The 16,315-nt window shown below is 45.2% G+C and carries 10 protein-coding genes; 4 read left to right on the forward strand and 6 right to left on the reverse strand.

Annotation, left to right across the window (positions count from 1 at the left end):
- Positions 1 to 30: 30 nt before the first annotated feature.
- Entirely contained in the window at positions 31 to 2,205 is a 2,175-nt protein-coding gene (gene nirB, locus NLX78_RS07295; protein ID WP_254350003.1) for a nitrite reductase large subunit NirB, read from the reverse strand.
- A gap of 418 nt (positions 2,206 to 2,623) precedes the next feature.
- Between nirB and NLX78_RS07300 the strand changes: the two genes are divergently transcribed.
- The 4 genes from NLX78_RS07300 (at position 2,624) to NLX78_RS07315 (ending at position 9,110) form a co-directional block, all read left to right on the forward strand.
- Positions 2,624 to 3,865, forward strand: coding sequence for a nitrate/nitrite transporter (locus NLX78_RS07300; protein WP_235309484.1), 1,242 nt, complete (start codon positions 2,624 to 2,626; stop codon positions 3,863 to 3,865).
- Between the two features lie 379 nt (positions 3,866 to 4,244).
- Complete coding sequence (locus NLX78_RS07305; protein ID WP_023989354.1) at positions 4,245 to 5,963, forward strand: NAD-dependent malic enzyme; 1,719 nt, start codon at positions 4,245 to 4,247, stop codon at positions 5,961 to 5,963.
- A gap of 99 nt (positions 5,964 to 6,062) precedes the next feature.
- A complete protein-coding gene (locus NLX78_RS07310) occupies positions 6,063 to 7,022 on the forward strand; it encodes an AEC family transporter (RefSeq protein WP_254350004.1) in 960 nt (319 codons plus the stop codon).
- 324 nt (positions 7,023 to 7,346) lie between these two features.
- Positions 7,347 to 9,110: a methyl-accepting chemotaxis protein gene (locus tag NLX78_RS07315; RefSeq protein ID WP_254350005.1), complete on the forward strand. Its 1,764-nt coding sequence runs from the start codon at positions 7,347 to 7,349 to the stop codon at positions 9,108 to 9,110.
- A 95-nt stretch (positions 9,111 to 9,205) separates the two neighbouring features.
- On the opposite strand, the gene NLX78_RS07320 is transcribed toward NLX78_RS07315, so the two are convergent.
- From NLX78_RS07320 to NLX78_RS07340, 5 genes are all read right to left on the reverse strand, one after another.
- A complete protein-coding gene (locus NLX78_RS07320; protein WP_250261011.1) occupies positions 9,206 to 10,258 on the reverse strand; it encodes a glycoside hydrolase family 53 protein in 1,053 nt (350 codons plus the stop codon).
- A 103-nt stretch (positions 10,259 to 10,361) separates the two neighbouring features.
- Positions 10,362 to 12,449, reverse strand: coding sequence for a beta-galactosidase (locus NLX78_RS07325; RefSeq protein ID WP_367987842.1), 2,088 nt, complete (start codon positions 12,447 to 12,449; stop codon positions 10,362 to 10,364).
- A 28-nt stretch (positions 12,450 to 12,477) separates the two neighbouring features.
- On the reverse strand, positions 12,478 to 13,356 hold the full coding sequence (locus NLX78_RS07330; protein WP_069010559.1) for a carbohydrate ABC transporter permease: 879 nt from the start codon (positions 13,354 to 13,356) through the stop codon (positions 12,478 to 12,480).
- Between the two features lie 27 nt (positions 13,357 to 13,383).
- Positions 13,384 to 14,274 carry an ABC transporter permease gene (locus NLX78_RS07335; protein WP_254350006.1) on the reverse strand — a complete coding sequence of 297 codons (891 nt, stop codon included), beginning with the start codon at positions 14,272 to 14,274 and terminating at the stop codon, positions 13,384 to 13,386.
- A gap of 244 nt (positions 14,275 to 14,518) precedes the next feature.
- Complete coding sequence (locus NLX78_RS07340; protein ID WP_254350007.1) at positions 14,519 to 16,201, reverse strand: type 2 periplasmic-binding domain-containing protein; 1,683 nt, start codon at positions 16,199 to 16,201, stop codon at positions 14,519 to 14,521.
- Positions 16,202 to 16,315: the final 114 nt, after the last annotated feature.

Raw genomic sequence — 16,315 nt, forward strand, 5'->3', positions numbered from 1 at the left:
GATATATCGCCACAACTCCAACTCAACCCGTCATCCTGTCAGGATTGTGGTCCGTAGGCTGCCCGCCAGTTCACTTCGAAGAGCAGCATCAAGCACACTTTCCCGTAGCGCCATAACGCCAGTCCTTTCAATCCACTCCCACATTTTCTCCCCGTACCGGGCACTATGTCGGTATATTCGCAAGCAAACTGCAGCCAGCAGGACTGCTTCTGTCGGGTCCTCCTCCAATCCAAGCAGCTGCCCCTGGCGAACCGGATGCTCAGCATGACCACCGGCATAAACCTCCCAGCCTGCTGGAGATCGGGATATTCCAATATCGTGGACAAGTACACCTCCGGGATACTCCGATCCAGGACAAACAGAAACTGTAACCAACGAGGGCAATGCAAGACTTCCCCATAAAGTTGCCAACCGTTCTCTTAGCCAGGCTACTTCTACAAATACCTGATCCATCAGGTCCGACTTAACAAAAGCCTGATTCTCGGCATTTAGGTTCGTAAAGCGCAGACCCGCAGAGGGCGCTTCTCCTCCGCACTGCGCGGCGACCTGAACCGCAACGCCAGCGCCTAATGGATTTGTCGCAGATCTGTCTCGCAACCCGAGAGATTCCAAATAAAAAAGTACAGCCGGACGACATAATTCACACCCCTGCTGTCTGGTCCAACCGAGACGGGACACTACTTCCTTTGGTGTCTGACAGGCTGCGTCCACCATAGCTGTCTTAAGCGAATCATGATCGTAGTGCGTACATCCACACACAGGGACAACTTCTTGGGCGATCGGAGTAACTACAGGCCCGGAAACTGTCGATCGGGACAAACTATTTTTGACCAGTGCAGCCACCAGCGGCCGACAGCCCCCACAGGAACCGGATGCTTTGGTCCGGCTTTTCACTTCTTCCACCGTCTTCAGCTTATCCGTGGCAATCGCTCGCAAAATAGCCCCCTTACTTACGCCGTTGCATGCACATACCATCTCCTCTTCCGGCAGTGCGGCTACCGCATCCTCTGCTCTGCTCTCGCTGTTATCTTGGGATGCAAGCTCTGTAGCCGGCGCGCCGCGCCGTACCATACCGAGCAGGGAGTTACTTTCCGCCGTATCTCCGAATAAAATGGCACCAGTGACAGCACCGGCATGCATCATCACTTTTTTGTAAACCTCCTGCATCCCGTTATACTCCATGACCGCTATCTCGCTTCCCTCTTCGCGAATGTCTCCTACGGAAAACAGATGAATCCCCGCTACCTTGAGCTGCGCATACGGAACCGTCCCTTCATAGGGAGCCGTTTCACGACCACAAATAACTTTTGCCAGCACTTTGCCCTGCTCATATAGCGGCGCCACTAGCCCGTATGAAATCCCGCGATGCTCAGCACATTCGCCGACGGCATAAATACCGGGAATACTCGTGCGCATATAATCATCCACGACAATGGCACGGTTTACGGTCAGACCGCTGTCCTGAGCTAATTCGATATTCGGTCGGATACCAACCGCCAGCACAACCAAATCCGTTTCCAACCTGTTCCCGTCCGCAAACATCAATCCTTGCGCCCTGTTTCGGCCTATGATGTTGACCGTTTCCTTCGCCAAATGAAACCTCATGCCCTGTTGTTCCAGCTTTCGCTGCAGAAGCACAGCCGCCGTCCGATCAAGCTGACGGTTCATAAGATACTGCGCATTATGAACAACCTCAGTTTCCATCCCTAGATTCAACAGGCCTTGAGCGGCTTCAAGTCCTAACAGCCCCCCTCCGATAACTGTGGCCTTACGGTATGTTTTGGCACATCTTGCCATGGTTTCACAATCATTCACATCACGAAAAGCGATTACCCCCTGTTTTCGAGCTCCGGGAATGGGCGGCATGAAAGGCAATGAGCCCGTTGCCAATATGAGCATGTCATAAGGTTCTTTGATGCCGGATTCCGTTTCCACCATCCCGGCTGCAACATCAATACGACAGACGCGTTCACCCGCGTACAACTTTACCCCGTTCTCTTCATACCAGTCCCAGTCATGGGTAACGATGTGCTTAAATGAGCTCTCCTCCTGAAGCATTTTGGACAGGAGCACTCGGTTGTACCCGGGACGGGGCTCTGCACCAAATATCGTGATTTGGAACCGCTCTGGCTCCAGATCAAGTATTTCCTCCACACTTTTGATGCCTGCCATACCGTTACCGACGACGACCAGTTTTTTCATCATATTAAACCAGCCCCATTCTCCGAATAAAATAAGACAGAAAAAGCCCTTCTCCATTCCATGGAAAAGGGCACCGTTGCCGTAAATGTCGGCACATCATTGTGCCGATATGTATCTAAGATTACTGAATTGTGAAGGTTATGTCAATATTTAATACATGATAGCTATATTTTCACCTTATATTTAATTTTTTTACGATTTTGTGTTATGTATATTGACATAAAACAGATCCCTTTTTATAATTTGATTAAAATCACTCCAACGTGATCATACCAAGTCGACTCACAATGAGGTGTGTCAACCACGGCAATGAGGCCGCAAACCGTTTCCTAGATACCATGTAGGGGCGATTTGCGGCTTTTTCATGTTCAAATTACATTTTGCAGACAAAGAACAACAATTAGAACAGGAGAGATGGAGAATGAACAAAAAAAGTTTCTGGAAAAGCGGACACAAGCCCACCCTATTTGGCTCCTTTCTGTATTTTGATATCAGTTTTATGATCTGGGGAATGATCGGCCCATTGGCCGTTGTAATTGCTAATGATTATCCAATGGACCCTGTACAAAAAGCCAATCTTGTCGCCCTACCTATACTTGGTGGTTCCCTGCTGCGGCTCGTGCTCGGATTCATGTCGGATTATATCGGTCCGAAGCTCACGGGACAGATTGGTATGCTTGTCACGATAATCCCTCTCTTGCTCGGCTGGCTGTGGGTTGATTCGCTAGAGCACATGTACGTTGTTGCCCTACTCCTGGGCGTAGCCGGAGCATCATTTGCAGCTGCGCTGCCGTTGGCCAGTCAATGGTACCCCAAAGAGCATCAAGGCTTGGCTATGGGAATTGCTGGTGCCGGGAATAGCGGTACCGTCCTTGCGACATTGTTCGCCAACCGCATTGCTCAACATTTTGGCAGTTGGGAAGCCGTTTTCGGATTGGCCATCCTCCCCATCTTAACCGTCTTCGTTCTGTTCAGTATTTTTGCCCGCAACAGCCCTCACCGCCCAGCACCAAAAAGTCTGTCGCAATATGCTTCGGTGCTCAAACAGAGGGATGCCTGGGTATTCTGTGCCTTTTACTGCGTGACGTTTGGTGGATTCGTTGGCCTTTCTAATTATTTGACTATTTTCTTCAATACCCAATATGGCCTCTCCGCGGTACATGCCGCCGATTTTGCGACCATTTGTGTGATTGCAGGAAGCTTCTTTCGTCCTGTAGGTGGCTTTTTGTCCGACCGGATTGGTGGTTCACGCATGTTAATGTACTTGTATGCAGGAGCCGGGATTATGCTCGCCGGCATTGCGTTTTTACCGCCACTTGCCGTGGTAGTCGTGCTGCTATTCGTAGGCATGATGTGCCTTGGCGCTGGCAACGGCTCCGTATTCCAGCTCGTTCCGCAGCGGTTCGGCAACGAAATCGGGCTCATGACCGGTATCGTCGGCGCTGCTGGTGGCATAGGCGGGTACTTTCTCCCCCTTATACTGGGTCATCTATACAAATCAACAGGTTCCTATATGCCAGGCTTCATCTGTCTGAGCCTGATCACATTCTGTGCCTTTACCCTCGTCATCATAATGCAATTGAAATGGCGTAACAGCTGGATGCGACGCTCTGCTACAGTTACTGATGAAGCCGTCAAGCGCATCGGAGAATTAAATGCCTGATGTTCATTAAACATAGAGCTGCGAAGCATTGAATTGTCCCTCAACCATCCCTATAGCCAAAAAAATAGCTTAACTTCGTTTATATAAAATGAAGTTAAGCTATTTTTCATGCACACTCAGTCGAATCACACCTATAAAAACTATGATAATTATCACATTGAAGCAATATTTTCCGAAAATATTATGAAAATTAAATGAAATTTTCATTCGAAAAACATTGAAAATCGCTTTCATTTTCATAATTTTTCTTATGTAAACACTTATATAACCATTTTTCACACAACATACTTCTTCACTTGGTTTAAAATAAGGCGTATACTTGTTCACGAATTGTTCAAGGATTAACTAAATGTAATTTTTTAGAAAGAAGGAATTGAAAATGCGTGCTTTTCATTTTACGGAAGACGGATCTATCGAAACCAAATTAACCGGAAAAGATCTACTTGCCAACCCCCTGCTGAATAAAGGAGTGGCTTTTACTCTGGAAGAACGGAAACAGCTTGGACTTGATGGTCTCCTTCCTCCTACGATATTAACTATTGAGGAGCAGGTTCAGCGGGTTTACGAGCAATTTCAGAGCCAACCGGATAATTTGCGTAAAAATGTTGCGTTAAATGATCTTTTTAATCGGAATACCGTCCTTTATTATCGTTTGCTCTCTGAGCACCTAAGCGAAATGCTCCCGATTGTTTATACACCAACAGTAGGCCAGGCTATACAGGAATACAGTCATGAATATCACAAGCCTGGTGGTATGTATTTATCTATCGATAATCTTGCGGGTATTGGAGAGGCTTTTAAGAATTTGAACCTAGACCCTGATGATATCGACCTGATCGTAGCCACAGATTCCGAGAGTATTTTGGGAATCGGGGACTGGGGAGTCGGAGGTATTAATATCTCTATTGGTAAGCTTGCTGTGTATACAGCTGCTGCTGGTATAGATCCTAGCCGGGTGCTGGCAGTTGTTCTTGATGCAGGTACAAACAACGAGAAGCTATTGGAAGATCCTTTATATATGGGGAATCGTCATAAACGTGTACGTGGAGAACAATATGACCAATTTATTGACACTTATGTTCAAGCGGCACTGTCCTTTTTCCCGAATGCCCTGCTGCACTGGGAAGATCTGGGCAATGTCAACGCACGGAACATTATCAATAAATACGGAAATAGTATTTTGACTTTTAATGACGATATTCAAGGTACTGGAGCGGTTACGCTCGCAGGTGTGATGTCTGGTGTTCAATTGTCCGGAATCCCACTGAGCAAGCACCGGGTTCTAGTCTTTGGTCCAGGAGCTGCTGGAATCGGCAATGCAGACCAAATTAGCGCCGCCATGATGCTGGAAGGACTGTCAGAAGCAGAAGCAAGACGTAACTTCTGGGCTTATGATTACCGTGGACTGCTTACCAACGAAACAGAAGGACTTTTTCCATTCCAGGTCCCTTATGTGCGTGATGTTGCAGAATGCCGTGACTGGGAACATGCTGAGGATGGCAAAATCCCTTTGCTTGAAGTCATTCGCCGCGTGAAACCGACGATTATGATCGGTACTTCCGGTGTTACTGGGGCATTTAGTGAGGAAATCGTTAAAGAAATGGCCAAACATACAGAACGTCCTATTATTATGCCTATGTCCAACCCGACTCCACTGGCAGAAGCAACTCCGCAAGATTTGATCCACTGGACCGAAGGAAAAGCCCTCATTGCAACAGGAAGTCCTTTTGAGCCGGTGATCTATAACAATATTAAGTTTGAAATTGGGCAATCCAACAATGCTTTCGTATTCCCGGGTCTGGGTCTCGGCGCAATCGTGGTAAAATCCAAAATTATAACAGATAGCATGTTTGCAGCAGCTGCCCATGCAGTAGCTCAAATGGTTGATTTGTCGCAGCCTGGTGCTTCCCTGCTGCCAAAAATCAACGAGCTACGAGAAGTATCTGAAGCGGTAGCCGTGGCTGTAGCTAAGGCAGCAGTTCAGGATGGAGTAGCGCGTCATCAACCGGACGATATCGCACAAGCGGTTCGAGATGCGATGTGGGACTGCAAATATAAACCCATCAAACAATATGGTCAGGAAGCGGTCCTGGTTTAAAAAATAGCGAACAACATCAAATGTGTACTTGCATATGCAAAGTGATTATTTAACTGATGTCCGCCATTTTTGGCGGACATCTTCATTGGAGGCGACATCATGGCTACAGGTCATATTTTTATTATCTTAATTCCTATTTTCTTTGTCATTTTAATTGGTTATTTCGCAGGATTGTTCAAGGCCTTTAACCCCGCTTCTTCTAAGGGATTAAATACACTCGTGACGAAGTTTGCTCTACCTGCACACTTGTTTATTGGTATTACGACGACACCCAGAGAGACGTTGATTCAAAAGTGGCCCTTTCTTGTGGCTTTGCTACTTGGTGTAATCGGCTTTTATATTGTATTGCTCATTGTTTATCGCTTAATTGCCAAAAAAGGCCTGACTGAATCCTCCATGTTCGCATTGAATTCGACACAACCTTCTTTTGCATTCATGGGAATTCCGGTTCTGGGCAGCTTGTTCGGAAGTACGGCAGTCGCCATCCCGATTGCGATTACTGGGATCGTCGTTAATGCCATTCTTGATCCGCTTGCAAGTATTTTGGGAACGGTCGGTCAACGCAAAACAACAGAATCCGACGGCACTAAAGGCAACTTATTTAAAGTCACTATGAAATCAGTCCTTCATGGACTCAGCGAGCCGCTTGCCTGCGTACCCTTGTTTGGTGTCGTATTGACTCTATGTGGATTCCACGCTCCGAAACTTTTGCAGTCCATGTTTGATCAAATCGGCAATATTACTGCTGGTACAGCCCTATTTGCCATCGGGGTAACCATTGGTATCAAAAAGATTACGTTCAGTCCAAAAGCACTTAGCATCGCTGTGCTGAAAGCCATCGTGATGCCTATTGTTATGCTCGGTATTGCTGTTCTAATAGGACTATCCCATGAAGATGTAACCAAAGCCGTACTGCTTGTCGCTTTTCCCGGCTCGGCTGTGGCCGCTATGATTGCTACCCGTTATGAAACACTGGAAACGGAAGCTGCATCTGCATTTGTTATTAGCTCAGTCTTATCGCTCATTTCACTACCCTTACTCATTTCACTTCTTTTATAGGGACAGAAACTTAAGAACCCTCAATGCAATCCAGGTATTTATAGGTATAAAGCATAACCGATTGCTCTCATTTATCTTATTTTTTAAATATTGTTCGAACAATAAAGTGATTTAGTAAGAATTGAGTTGGAAAAACAACATAAAATCCAATTTTGCCGACAAGCGGCGGTCCCATCGTTTCATTCACTAGGGGCCGCCGTTCTTTTTGAATAATCTTCTACTCTCCCTTTTAATAAATACCTAACATTTAGAAAGCAAATTGTCGAAATATATATGGGGTAGGTGTATATGAAACTAAATTGCTAATTCAAAGGAGAAGAAAACGTGAAAAACTTGAAGTGGAGAACTATGTCCTTTTTTGGTAAAAATCTATTAATCTCTTTTCTTAACATCGTATTAATAGGTGCTATTCTCATCACATCCAGCTATATACTTCAAAAGAACATTCTCACCACGCAGCTGCAAGACCAAGTTAAAGTATTGACTAAAAAATGGGCAGAAGATGTTGACAAAACAAAAGTACAACAAGCATTAAGCGAAAAAGATTATAACGGTTCTGCTCAACAGGATTTACGCAAATTCCTAGATTCTATCCACACATTTTATCCTAATGTTGCCCAAGCTTACATATTTGGCACAGAACTAACAGAAGGAAATCAAACCTCCATTATTGGCGTTCCTACAAATTTAGTCCAAGCTTTCCAAGACTCGAAGATGAATATTGGGGATATGTACACTCTTCCAGACGAAAATGTACAAGGTGTAAATAAAATGCTTCAATCTAAAGACTCAGCGTTTAGCAGTTTTTATACTGACGATTTTGGTACATGGACGACCATTGTTTACCCAATTACAGATGAAAGCGGTAAAATCACAAGTGCGATATACTTTGACGTAGACGCGAGCTCTGTACCTAACGGTCTTCATAAATTGCTTGTATATGGTGTTTCATTGCTCATTCTGTTCCTTGCGATCTTCTTAACGGTCCAATATTTACTGGTAAAACGTACCCTCTCCCCGATTCGTAGCCTGATGAAGGGCATTGAAGAAGTCAGCGAGGGGAATCTGAATGTACAAATCAAGACAGGCGAGGACGACCTTGGCATTATCAATCAAAAATTTAATTCTATGATCAAACGCCTTAACGATACCATGGTGAAAGTACAGGATACGACGCAAGAAGTTACGGGATCTGCCCAGGAATTGTTAAGCATTAGCGAGAAAAACAGTACGAATACGAACGTCATTAACAGCAATATTCAGGAAATAACCCAGGGGCTTGAAGCTCAGGATCACGCAGCACTTGAAAGCTCCAGAGCTATGAATGAAATGTCGACAGTTATCCAAACGATTGCCGAAAGCTCCTCTTCCGTAGCCGATCAAGCTTATTCTATGGAAAAACGCTCCGTTGAAGGCAACCAGGTAGCCCAAAAGCTTTCCGCTCAAATGGACTCCATCTCCACTACAATGGAAAGTACAGCTGATTCCGTTAATGCGCTGCAGAACCGTTCTAACGAAATCAGCAATATCGTCAGCATCATTACAGGCATTGCCAGTCAAACGAATCTGCTTGCACTGAACGCTTCTATTGAAGCTGCCAGAGTCGGTGAAGAGGGCAAAGGTTTTGCAGTAGTAGCGGGAGAAGTGCGTAATTTGGCTGAACAGTCTCAAGAGTCTGCCAAACAGATTGCAGAGCTTATTGGAGAAATCCAAAAAGAAATTGAGCAGACTGTAAAAGGCATCAGCCTTGGTACAAAAGAAGTTCACATTGGGCTAGAAGTTACGAAGCAAACAGGCGAAATGTTCTCTGAAATTTTAGATGCGTCTAATAAAGTGTCGTCACAAATTCAAGAGGTATCCAGCGCAACGGAGCAGATTTCAGCCAGCACGCAGGAAATGTCAGCTACCTCTGACGAGCTGTCTTCGACAGTTAGCAAAACAGTCGACAGTAGCAAACAAATCGAGCATACCATTGGAGAACAGGCTGAGTCTATGGCTTCTATTGTCCAAGCTTCTGACAAGCTTACATTGATGTCCGGGGAGCTGGAAGAGCTCATTTCGTTCTTCAAGGTGAACCGGGAAGCCTAATTTTATAACTTCCAAGTAACTCAAGATAACAATAAAGAACCTCTAGTCTGCATAGAAGCGAACTAGAGGTTCTTTGATATACTCTTACATACTTCTTAATTTATAAATCCTTCCAAAGCTGAGGTTGGTTTACCGTCAGCCTGCCAAGCACCTTTGTTATAACCTTGATTGTAACCTGGAGTTGCAGCCGGCTCCCAATAAAATACCCCTGTACCCTTGCCGCCTCCAATGTTCCGAACCTTTGTTTTGATTGCAGAAATAAATGCCTTGGAAGCAGCAGGTTCGTTATATTCCATTCCGATTTCACTGATGACAATGCCTTTGCCGTATTTGGCAATGAGGTTATTGGCATTGGTAATCGTCTGGTCCACCTTACCCTGCCAGTCAGAAGGAGACGGATACAGAGACAGCCCGATGAGATCAAACTGAGCTCCATTATCAATTAGTCCGCCGATATTCCAGTTCAACACGGAACCGTTATCCCCGTTGGCTAAATGTACGATCGTTTTAGTACTGCTGCTAACCGATTTTACAGCATTATTACCTGTATTGACGAGCCAGGCATAGTTTTTCATGTTCACCGAAGCTTTGCCGTCTTCCCAGAGCATTCCATTGTTCGTCTCATTACCGATCTGCACCCAGTCCGGTGTTACCCCCTTGCTTTTCATCGTGTTCATAACATAGACCGTATGAGACCAGACTGCATCCATAAGTTGTGTAAATGTGAAATTGCGCCACGCATAAGGTTTGTTCTGTTGCCCTGGATCTGCCCAGGAATCACTATAATGTAGAGTCAGCATAACACTCATGCCCAATTTTTTAGCTCGCTGTGCCAGTTCTGCTGCCTTTTCGGCATTCATGTATCCGCTTGCATAATCTTTCATGTCAGGGTTTACCCACACACGGATACGTACCGAGTTGATCTGATAGTCATCTCGCAAAATTTGCAGTATATCTCGACGAACACCCTTTTTATCCTTCCAAGTCATACCTTGCGCTTCCATTCCTGCTACCCAGCTTATATCTGCTCCTTTGGCGAAAGCAGGGGCGGCCGAAGCCGCACCTAACCCCACAGAGCCCAACGGATACAATAAGCTGGATAACAAGATCAACATCGCAAATACCATAATGCGGTTACCTGTTTTCATAAGTACATCCTCCATTCAAATTGTATACTCCTCATTGCCTCTGACCAATCTACCAGCTCCCTCACTCGGGAAAACGATAGAGATCACACTTTAATATCATGTTCTATTTATTGCGCTCTGTCTTTAAAACCTTAACAGCGTAGGCATCCAATTGAACGCTACCGTCTTCTATCGCATGATTTTCAAGCATATCCGCATAAGTTCGTCCATCCAACGTAATCTTTTGCGGCTCATGCGTGAAATTCAGTATAAAAATATAATCATGAACCCCATCGGTACGAATCGCCGTATTCACTCCATGAGGCAACTTCACATTGAGCGCTTTACTGATTCCTGCATCATCAATTAAACTTCTGTAAAAATGACTGTGGAATAGTCCGATGTTGCGTGATGCGATGTAATAAGCCTTTCCCTGTCCCAAACGGTTCACTGTCAAAGCCGGACATCCTGCATAAAAGTCTGAGCCGTACACAGCCAGTACCTCTGCACCCTCCGTATGAATGAGATCACACAATTCTACAGCTTCATACTCCCCTTGCAGATCCAGCTCATTGCCTTCAACCGGCAAAATGTGATTACGATCATGATCATGCAATCCGTCAATCTCTTCCGACCAGATCCCCAGCGTCTTACGAAGCGGGCCCGGAAAGCCTCCAAGGAAGCACAAATCATGTTCATCTACGATACCAGACCAATAGGTTGCTACGAGAACGCCGCCATTTTCAACAAATTTCTGTATACGCTCCCCCACACCACTGCGGACCATATACAACATCGGAGCTATCAAAAGTTTGTATTTGGAGAAATCTGCATCCATATGAATGACATCTACAGGCACACCCTGCTCCCAAAGTGCCAAATAATGCGCTTCAGCTGTCTCCTCATATTTCACACCTTTGTTCCGCGGTCCCTGTGAATCGTTGATTCCCCAACGGTTCTCCCAGTCAAAAATGACTGCGGCCTCCGCCGGTACAGTTGTACCGATAACCTCCTCCAGTTTTTCCAGCGCATTACCGACATGGGTCACATCCCCGAATACCCGAGTGTGCTCATGTCCGACATGATCGACGACCGCACCGTGCAGCTTTTCACTCGAACCCCGACTTTTCCGCCACTGAAAGTATTGAACGGTGTCTGACCCGTGTGCCACAGCCTGTAAAGACGATAGCAGATGCATTCCCGGCCGCTTCAGCTTGCTAACGTCTTGCCAGTTCGTCAAACTCGGCGTACTCTCCATGAGCATCCAAGGCTTGCCTCCCTTGATTGAACGAATAATATCGTGCATCATAGCCACTTTCGCAGCTTGACGGCTATCATCTCCCTCACGGTCATGCCACGTCGGGTAACTATCCCAGGATATAACATCGAGCAGATCAGCAAACTTCCAGTAATTCAATCCTTCAAAAAACTCCATCAAATTGGTTGTGACTGGAATGGCTGGATTTGCAGCCTTGAGCGGCACAATCTCATGTTTGATAAAATCTGCGGTCTGATCGGTCACAAACCGTCTCCAGTCCAAATTCATAGCATGGACCTGTGTCTCACCATGAGGTGCCGGAGACTCAATTTGGCTCCAATCTGTAACTGTATGACTCCAAAAGGTCGTCCACCATGCGTGATTGAGTTTGTCCAGCGTACCGTATTTATCCTGGACCCAAGCGCGAAATGCCTCCTGACAATAATCACAGTGACAATCTCCACCAAATTCATTTGAAATATGCCAGCCAATAACAGCAGGATGGTTAGCATAACGCTCAGCCAGCTTCGTATTCATGATACGCACTTTTTCCCGATAAACAGGCGACGTAGCACAGTGATTATGGCGAAACCCATGCAGATTACGGACACGGTTAGCCTCCACACGCAGCACCTCAGGATATTTTTGTGACATCCAGGCTGGTCTTGCTCCACTCGGAGTGGCCAAAAATGCATAGATTCCGTTCTCAGCAAACGAATCCAGAATACGATCCAGCCATTCGAACGTAAATACGCCTTCCTCAGGCTCCAATGAAACCCATGAGAAAATACCGACAGACATCACGTTACATTTGGCTAGTTTCATTAGACGGATATCCTCCGCTAACACCTCAGGGTAATGCTGCCATTGCTCCGGGTTATAGTCCGCTCCATGCAGCATACGTGGAACTCGCTCACTAATGGGAGGGTACTTGATTATGTTTTGATTGGTCACTACAAATCATCTCCTTCTATAAATTCTATTACTCTTTGACAGAACCTAGCGTCATACCTTTAACAAAATACTTTTGTAAAAATGGATATACAATGAGAATAGGCGCTGCACCAATGAAAATTTGCGCTGCATTAACCGTCGTTTGAGAAAGTAATTCCATCTCTTTGGGACTCATGCTCATGGAACTCATGTCCTTCTGAATAATTACAGTTTGCAGGAACGTCGCCAGCGGATAATCCTTTGCATTGCTCAAATAGAGCAGACCGTCAAACCAGGAGTTCCAATGAAATACCATACTAAACAGCGCAATCGTAGCAATGGAAGGCATGGATATCGGTAAAAAAATACTAAACAATGTCCGAAAATGTCCTGCTCCGTCGATCAATGCGGCCTCTTCCATCTCTTTGGGAATTCCTCTAAAAAAGTTCAACATAAGGATGACCAGAAATGTGTTGACCGCTCCTGGCAAAACAAGTACCCAGAAGCTGTCCATGAGGTGGATCTTTTGAATAACCATATAGAATGGAACCAGACCACCGTTAAAAATCATGCTGAATACGAACAACCATGAATATACGTTTCGGCTACGGAACACAGATGTTTCCTTTGAAAGTGGATAAGCAGCTAAAAAGGTAATAAGCAGTGTTAAGCCGGTTCCCAATACAGTCCGACAGACAGAAATCCAGATGGAGTGCAGAAAAATCGGGTTATTCATCGTCTTCTTATAGGCTTCTAATGAAAATTGTACCGGCCACAGTCCAACCAGATTGGCATCTGCAGCTGATTTAGCACTAAATGATACCGCTAACACATGAATCAGCGGAACGATACACATGATGGACAAAATCACAAGCAAGCAAATATTAAACACATTAAAGATGCGGTATGGCGTTGTTTTATGATACATGACTCTCCCTCTTTCAGCCTCGTGGAATCAAAATATGCGGTAACCTGCCCATTTGTAAGCAAGTCGATAAGATATCAGAATGAGAAACATGCTGATAACGGATTTGAACAACCCGATAGCAGTGGCAAAGCCCATTTCCCCATTGATTAACGCTGTCCGGTAGACGAATGTATCAATAATATCGCCTTTTTGGTAAACCAGCGGATTATAAAGGTTGAAAATCTGGTCAAAACCGGCGTTCAGTACATTGCCAAGTGCAAGTGTTCCAACAACGACTACCATCGGAATTAACGAAGGTACAGTGATGTGTAGCGTCTGTCTCCAGCGGCTTGCTCCATCCATTTCAGAAGCCTCATACAACGAAGGATTAATACCCGCCAGTGCAGCAAGAAAGACAATGGTGTTGTATCCGAACTCCTTCCATATATCCGATACAATGACAGTAAACCGAAACCAGTTATTATCTCCTAGAAAAAAGATAGGCTGAATCCCGAAACTACCGAGAATACGGTTCATAAATCCATCTGTAGCCAACAGGTCAATCAGAATTCCGCCCAAGATGACCCACGACAGAAAGTGTGGCAGATAAACCAGTGTTTGAATGGATCGCTGAAGTCCAACCTTGCGAATTTCATTCAGCAGTATAGCAAAAACAAACGGAACCACCAGATTGAAAAACATCTTTAACACAGCAATAATTAGCGTATTCCAGACGACTTGAAGACTGTCCTCCCGTTGAAACAAAAAGCGGAAGTTATCCAGTCCAACCCACTCGGAACCCGTTATGCCTAGCCAAGGTTTGTAATTTTGAAAGGCCATCACGATGCCGCCCATCGGAATGTAGCTGAATACAATTAAGAAAATGATGGCTGGCAGCAGCATGATATGAAATGGCCACGTACGTTGCAGACTTCTCATTGCAGTTCCTCCTGTAACTCTCATGGTATACTTAAATTATAAAAGCGTTTTCGCTGTCCCAACAGTTCAAAAAACCAACATACATGGCACAAAAGCAATCATTTTTTAAGCTCGCCAAACGAATAAAACTTTTTTTAATACACCATGATAGCGCATTCATTTTCACTCGATACGGGTGAAGCTGTAGTAAAAAGGCTGCCCACCTCGGGACAGCCTTCCTACTCTGTTACAACATCATTGGTTTTTACTTTTCGACGCTTTTATACCATTCGTTTACTTCATTTGTAATTTGTTCGCCACCAGCTGTTTTCCACGTTTGCACAAAGGTATCAAAAGCAGAGATCGGCTGCTTGCCATAAATAATTTCATTGAAGGTCTGACTTTCAATCTTATCCAGATAGTCCTTTTTAGCCTTCATAGTTGGCGTAGTAGGGCCCGTGAACAGATCTTTCATGGAGATATCCTTCTGTTCCATAAGCACTTTGGCAGCTGCGGGAGTATCTTTCCCGTAGTTCACCATTACATCTTTCTCCAGACGGGTCTTCGGTTCTGCGCCGTTAGCCAAACTTAACAAAGCCTTCATTTGGGCATCAGGTATACGCGCACCATCACGAACCAGCAAATAACGAATAGAGTTTACATAACCGCCTGGTATTTTATCGATAGACATTAGCTTTCCGCCCGCATCCAAATCATAATCGTAGCCCTTAAACAGCCCATTCGACAAATCGCCGTCCGGTTTGGCATTAGCATAATGGTCAAACAAATAATTTTGATAAGTGAAAAAAGCTTCAGGATGCTGCATTTGTTTGTTGATTAATACGACACCATTGGTGTATTGCGTTCCGTGACGCATGGCTTTGTTGTCAGGACCCGCTGGAATCTTGATCGGCTTCCACACGGCACCCGGCGCATTTTTGACTGTATCCTGAAGCGGCCAGCCGCTCATCCAATATGGTCCAGGAATCATACCGGCTGTTCCTGCGACTGTAGGTTCTGCCGTTTTATTTTCATCCCACAATGCTGCTTCCTGAGGAATATATCCCTTTTTGAGCCACTCGCTCAGCTTTTGCAAACCCGGCTTCATGCCAGGCTGCACGGAGCCATATTCCAAACTGCCATTCGTGCCTTTGTTCCACTGCTGAGGTAGAGTGCCGTATGCCCCGAAAATCCAGGATGGGTCACCCATCCAAGTGTTCATGGATGTTTTAAAACCGATGCTGAGCGGAATCACTTTGTTCGGAGCCAGTCCGTCCGGATTTTTATTTTTAAAGGCATCCATCACTTTTTCTAGATCATCCATCGTCTCTGGAGCCTTCATACCCAGCTTATCCAACCAATCTTGTCGTACCCACAATACATAATCATGGTTATAGGCAAAATCAAGCACAGGAATACCCATTTTTTTGCCATCTCGGCTATACTGATTCCATACGTTTGTATCCTGATTCATCGCCTGCTTCCAGGAATCCGAAGCGTACTTGTCAAACAACGGGCCTACCTCTGCAAACATACCAGAATCGATCATGTCTTGTGCCAGTTGCTCATTCTCCGTCCCCAGTACAACGACGTCCGGCATCTCCTGACCGGAGGACATAGCCAAACGCAGCTTCGTAGCAAATGCGCCATTCGTATCCGTGACGGACCAGAGTGATTTGATATTAATACCGAATTTCTCTTTAGCCCATTTGGTCGCAATGTTATTTTCGATAGATTCACCATTTTTAAATTTTAAGGCGGGATCTACACCCCATACCGTGGAAATTGTGACTTCTGGATTGTATTTTTCTTTGTATACGTTTTCAGTTTTAGCTGTGCTGTCCGCATTTCCATCATTCCCCGTACCTGAGCAGCCCACAAGGCCCACTCCTAATACCATAGTTGCGGCGAGCAACGACAACAGCTTTTTCTTCGAATGAACTCGCATATTGTTCCCCCTCTAAAAATCATTATCTACTCTTTTATTATAAGAGGGCTTTTCTTCACAGCCTATGTCACAAAATAAATATTTCTGCACCTTTCCCAACTGATCTTTGCTGGT

The organism is Paenibacillus sp. Lou8.1, assembly GCF_024213565.1.
GTDB classification, from domain to species: domain Bacteria; phylum Bacillota; class Bacilli; order Paenibacillales; family Paenibacillaceae; genus Paenibacillus; species Paenibacillus polymyxa_B.

Coding starts and splice junctions, on each gene's coding strand:
- NLX78_RS07300 (WP_235309484.1), top strand. CDS start 2,624: ATGAACAAAAAAAGTTTCTGGAAAAGCGGACACAAGCCCACCCTATTT.
- NLX78_RS07330 (WP_069010559.1), bottom strand. CDS start 13,356: ATGTATCATAAAACAACGCCATACCGCATCTTTAATGTGTTTAATATT.
- NLX78_RS07310 (WP_254350004.1), top strand. CDS start 6,063: ATGGCTACAGGTCATATTTTTATTATCTTAATTCCTATTTTCTTTGTC.
- NLX78_RS07305 (WP_023989354.1), top strand. CDS start 4,245: ATGCGTGCTTTTCATTTTACGGAAGACGGATCTATCGAAACCAAATTA.
- NLX78_RS07340 (WP_254350007.1), bottom strand. CDS start 16,201: ATGCGAGTTCATTCGAAGAAAAAGCTGTTGTCGTTGCTCGCCGCAACT.
- NLX78_RS07335 (WP_254350006.1), bottom strand. CDS start 14,274: ATGAGAAGTCTGCAACGTACGTGGCCATTTCATATCATGCTGCTGCCA.
- NLX78_RS07320 (WP_250261011.1), bottom strand. CDS start 10,258: ATGAAAACAGGTAACCGCATTATGGTATTTGCGATGTTGATCTTGTTA.
- nirB (WP_254350003.1), bottom strand. CDS start 2,205: ATGATGAAAAAACTGGTCGTCGTCGGTAACGGTATGGCAGGCATCAAA.